Source organism: Pseudomonas sp. Sample_21, assembly GCF_004307525.1.
GTDB lineage: Bacteria > Pseudomonadota > Gammaproteobacteria > Pseudomonadales > Pseudomonadaceae > Aquipseudomonas > Aquipseudomonas atacamensis.
The window spans coordinates 1-2,506 of record NZ_RCNZ01000084.1; the positions used below are offsets into that span (position 1 = coordinate 1).

Genomic DNA, 2,506 nt, shown 5'->3' on the forward strand with positions numbered 1-2,506 from the left:
GGGACGCGGAGCGTCCCGGGCTGCATTCCCACGCAGAGCGTGGGAACGATCAGTCGGGTGGGGGATTATTTGCAGGCGTCAGCGATCGCGTCGGCGAGCGATGCGAGGCGGGTGGCGTCGATCCCGGCAACGTTGGCCCGGCCCGAGCTGACCATGTACACGCTGTGCCGCTCGCGCAGGGTTTTCACCTGTTCCGGCGACAGGCCGGTGTAGGAGAACATCCCGCGTTGCACGCCGATGTGCGCGAAACGCTCACGCAAACCGTGCGGTTCCAGCGCTTCGACCAGACCGCTGCGCAACTGCGCGATACGCAAGCGCATCGCTTCCACTTCATCGGCCCAGCGCGCTTTCAGCTCTGGATCGGCGAGGATGGTCGCGACCACCGCCGCGCCGTGATCCGGCGGCGTCGACCACAGATTGCGGGCGATGTTGGCCAGTTGGCTGCGGATGTCGATGAGCTTGTCGGCGCTGGTCGCGCAGACGATCAGCGCACCGGTACGGTCTCGATACAGGCCGAAGTTCTTCGAGCAGGAACTGGTGATCAGCAGCTCCGGCACTTGCGCCGCGAACAACCGGGTCGACCACGCGTCCTGCTCCAGACCATCGCCAAAACCCTGATAAGCAAAGTCGATCAGCGGCAGCAAATCGCGGCTGCGCACCACTTCAAGCACGCGCTTCCAGTCGTCATGGCTCAGGTCGAAACCGGTCGGGTTGTGGCAGCACGCATGCAGCAGCACCACGTCGCCCTTCGGCACTTCCCTGAGCACGGCGAGCATCGCTTCGACGTCGAGGCGGTTGTCACTGCCCACGTACGGGTAGTGGCTGACCTTGACCTTGGCGGCGGCGAAAATGGTTTCGTGGATCGGCCAGGTCGGGTTGCTCAACCATACGCCTTTGCCCGGCAGGCATTGCGCAATGAAGTCTGCCGCCAGCCGCAAGGCACCGGTACCGCCCGGGGTCTGGGTGGCGCCGGCGCGTTGTTCGGCGATCAATGCCGAGTCGCTACCGAGCACCAGTTCGTTGATGACCTTGCCGAACAGCGGATTGCCGTGGCCACCGATGTAGGTCTTGGTGTCCTGGCTTTCGACCAGTCGTGCCTCGGCGATTTTCACCGCCTCGGGGATTGGCGTCAGACCCTGGGCATCCTTGTAGACGCCAACGCCGAGGTCGAACTTGCGCGGATTGGCATCCTGCGCATAGGCCTCCATCAAACCGAGAATCGGGTCGCCGGGGACCCGGCCGATGGCGTCGAAGTGCATTACTTGCGTCCTTCTGCGGTCTTGGCCACTTCGTCAGTGCGCGCAGCCATGATGAAGTCGTTGCGGTGCAGGCCTTTGATCGAATGGCTCCACCAGGTCACGGTGACTTTGCCCCACTCGGTCAGCAGGCCCGGGTGGTGACCTTCGGCCTCGGAGATTTCGCCGACGGCGTTGGTGAACGCCAGCGCGTGCTTGAAGTTCTTGAACAGGAAAACTTTTTCCAGCTGCATGATGCCGTCGCGTACTTCGATGTTCCAGTCAGGGATCTGCTTGATCAGGATCGGCAGTTCTTCGTCGCTGACTTGTGGCGCATCGGCGCGGCAGGCTTCGCAGTGGGCTTGGTTCAAAGTCGACATGGTGTATTCCTGAAAACGAGTGTGTTTTTTATTAGAGCGCGTGTGCCGTCAATGCCGTCACGCTAAAGCAAAGTGGCGGCGACGGACAGACGCAATTGTCAGCAAAAGTCGCGGTTCAGGCGGCTTTGGGTTTCGGCGGAAATTTCGGCGCGTGCAAGCCCAGCTGCATGCCTTGGCGAACCATGGCCATGATGTCTTCATGGGCCACATCGAACAGGCGCTTGAGATTGGGCAGGACGAAGTACAGCGGTTGCAGGATGTCGATGCGATACGGCGTGCGCATGGCTTCCAGCGGATCGAAGAGCTGATGCTCGGGCTCGTCCGACAGGCAGTAAACGGTTTCTTTCGGCGAGGACAGAATCCCGCCACCGTAGATGCGCTTGCCCTGCGGGGTGTCGACCAGACCGAATTCGATGGTCATCCAGTACAGCCGCGCCAGATACACGCGTTCTTCCTTGGTCGCTTGCAGGCCAAGCTTGCCGTAGGTGTGGGTGAATTCAGCGAAATACGGGTTGGTCAGCAACGGGCAATGACCAAAGATCTCGTGAAAGATGTCCGGCTCTTGCAGGTAGTCGAGTTCTTCGCGGGTACGAATGAAGGTCGCGACGGGGAATTGCTTGCTGGCGAGCAATTCGAAAAAGGTCTGGAAGGGAATCAGCGCCGGCACCCGGGCAACCTGCCAGCCAGTGGTCTCGCCGAGCACTTTATTGATCTCGGCCAGTTGCGGGATGCGGTCGTGGGGCAGACCGAGTTTTTCGATACCGTCCAGGTATTCCTGGCACGCGCGACCTTCAATCACCTTCAACTGGCGAGTGATCAGCGTGTTCCACACCGCATGTTCTTCGGCGGGGTAGTCGATAAAACCTTGCGCATCGGGCTCGCGAGCCACGT

3 protein-coding genes are annotated in these 2,506 nt (G+C 61.1%); all 3 read right to left on the reverse strand.

Annotation, left to right across the window (positions count from 1 at the left end):
- Positions 1 to 65: 65 nt before the first annotated feature.
- The 3 genes from D8U71_RS15255 to phhA all read right to left on the reverse strand — a co-directional run bounded on the left by D8U71_RS15255 (position 66) and on the right by phhA (position 2,504).
- Positions 66 to 1,259, reverse strand: a complete 1,194-nt coding sequence (locus D8U71_RS15255) for an amino acid aminotransferase (protein WP_130888124.1) — start codon at positions 1,257 to 1,259, stop codon at positions 66 to 68.
- Positions 1,259 to 1,615: a 4a-hydroxytetrahydrobiopterin dehydratase gene (locus D8U71_RS15260; RefSeq protein WP_016771115.1), complete on the reverse strand. Its 357-nt coding sequence runs from the start codon at positions 1,613 to 1,615 to the stop codon at positions 1,259 to 1,261. The genes D8U71_RS15255 and D8U71_RS15260 overlap by 1 nt, the downstream gene beginning before the upstream one ends.
- 115 nt (positions 1,616 to 1,730) lie before the next feature.
- Positions 1,731 to 2,504, reverse strand: a complete 774-nt coding sequence (phhA, locus tag D8U71_RS15265; protein WP_241664231.1) for a phenylalanine 4-monooxygenase — start codon at positions 2,502 to 2,504, stop codon at positions 1,731 to 1,733.
- Between the last annotated feature and the right edge of the window lie 2 nt (positions 2,505 to 2,506).